Consider the following 1936-nt stretch of genomic DNA (forward strand, 5'->3'; position numbering starts at 1 on the left):
CGAATTAAAGATACTTTTATTCAAAGTAAAATTCGATTCATGTATACGATTTGTATGGGTAAAGTAATCAATATAAATCAAAAGTTTTATTGGAGGAATATTAATGAACGAACTAAAAGGCATCCATCATGTAACAGCCATTACAAGCAGTGCTGAAAAGATCTATGACTTTTTCACTTATGTTTTAGGAATGCGCTTAGTAAAGAAAACGGTTAACCAAGACGATATAAAAACATATCACCTATTTTTTGCAGATGACGCTGGAAATGCAGGGACAGACATGACTTTCTTTGACTTTCCTGGCATTCCTAAAGGCGTACACGGAACAAATGAGATTTCGAAAACATCCTTTCGTGTACCTAATGAAGCGGCATTAGATTATTGGGTTAAAAGATTTGACCGACTGGAAGTTAAACATACGGGGATTAAAGAGCAATTTGGGAAAAAGACACTTTCCTTCATTGATTTCGATGAGCAGCATTACCAATTGATTTCCGATGAACATAATAAAGGGGTTGCCTCTGGAACACCATGGCAAAACGGTCCTATTCCATTAGAATATGCGATTACTGGCCTAGGTCCAATCTTTGTTCGCATCGCAAATTTTCATCATTTTAAAGAAGTGATGGAAAAGGTTCTCCTATTCAAAGAAATCGGTCAGGAAGGAGAATTTCATTTATTTGAAGTTGGAGAAGGTGGAAATGGTGCCCAAGTAATAGTAGAAGATAATCCTAATCTCCATCAGGCTCAACAAGGCTTTGGTACCGTTCATCATGCGGCATTCCGTGTTGAAGACCGCTCTGTTCTAGAAGAATGGGACAAGCGGATTCAAAGCTTCCGAATCCCAACATCTGGTTTCATTGACCGCTTCTTTTTCGGATCCTTATACTCAAGAGTGGCACCTCAAATATTATTCGAGTATGCTACAGATGGTCCTGGATTTATGGGAGACGAACCGTATGAAACACTTGGAGAAAAATTATCCCTACCCCCGTTCTTAGAAGGAAAACGTGAGCATATTGAAAAAATAGTTAGACCAATCGATACGATTAGAAGTACGAAGAAAATAGAAAAAGAATATTAAGTTTTATACCACATTGCCTGATTTCTTCATTTTGGGAGAATCAGGCAATCTCTTTCTTTCATGAAGCTATCTTCTCATGAATTGCACTTCCTTATCTCCACACTGACGCATACAACTTTTTATACTTCAAACACTCTTCTATTTCCTACTTGTCTTAACAATTCAAACAGAGTAATGTGAATACTTTAGGTAATTACCTTGACAAAAAATAAGCTTTTATCCTTATATATTTCTCCACAAGAAGCAACCTATTTATACAGGAGGTGCTAAGATGACAGAACCAAGCCAGCCAGGAAGCCAAAAACTGCCGGATTTTGATAATCTGAATGATCGAATAATAGCCCCACAACGATCATCTGGTCCCACTTTGGTCATAAAAACGAATTTGGATCCAAAAGACTCAACAGTCGAAAATCCCTATTATGTAAATGATAAATCAACAGATATGAAAGAGTTTAGAGATCTCTTTGAGGATGTATAACTTGCATTAATAAAAGTAGTCGGAGCCGGTATTTTTGAATATCGGCTCTTGAAGAAGACTCTCATGATTTTTTATTTTAGAAAGGACATCTCTTTCTCTTTAAGAGCAAGTCGAATTTGCTCTATAGCTTTAGGTCCCATTCCATGTAGCTGTAATATTTCTGCCTCACTCACTTTAGTGAATTGATCAAGTCTACTGTAACCTGCTCCTTCCAGAGCACGTCTTGCTGGTTTTGCTAATCCGGAAGGCAGATCGCTTCTCATTACTTCTTCTGTCATTTTGAACCTCACCTTTTTTATCGTTTAACTTTGATCATTTCTTGCTTCTAAGACAATAAACAAACCATTAAAATGCTTTTCAATATTTATTAT

3 protein-coding genes are annotated in these 1936 nt (G+C 36.8%); 2 read left to right on the top strand and 1 reads right to left on the bottom strand.

From position 1 onward, the window contains the following. Positions 1-103 precede the first annotated feature (103 nt). Both V7149_RS20875 and V7149_RS20880 read left to right on the top strand, forming a co-directional pair. Positions 104-1084, top strand: a complete 981-nt coding sequence (locus V7149_RS20875; RefSeq protein ID WP_335347519.1) for a ring-cleaving dioxygenase — start codon at positions 104-106, stop codon at positions 1082-1084. A gap of 271 nt (positions 1085-1355) precedes the next feature. Further along, positions 1356-1565, top strand: a complete 210-nt coding sequence (locus V7149_RS20880) for a hypothetical protein (protein WP_335347520.1) — start codon at positions 1356-1358, stop codon at positions 1563-1565. Between the two features lie 71 nt (positions 1566-1636). On the opposite strand, the gene V7149_RS20885 is transcribed toward V7149_RS20880, so the two are convergent. Beyond that, entirely contained in the window at positions 1637-1843 is a 207-nt protein-coding gene (locus V7149_RS20885; RefSeq protein ID WP_335347521.1) for a DNA-binding protein, read from the bottom strand. Positions 1844-1936 lie beyond the last annotated feature (93 nt).

The sequence above is a fragment of the Bacillus sp. JJ1503 genome, assembly GCF_036965125.1.
Taxonomy (GTDB): domain Bacteria; phylum Bacillota; class Bacilli; order Bacillales; family Cytobacillaceae; genus Cytobacillus.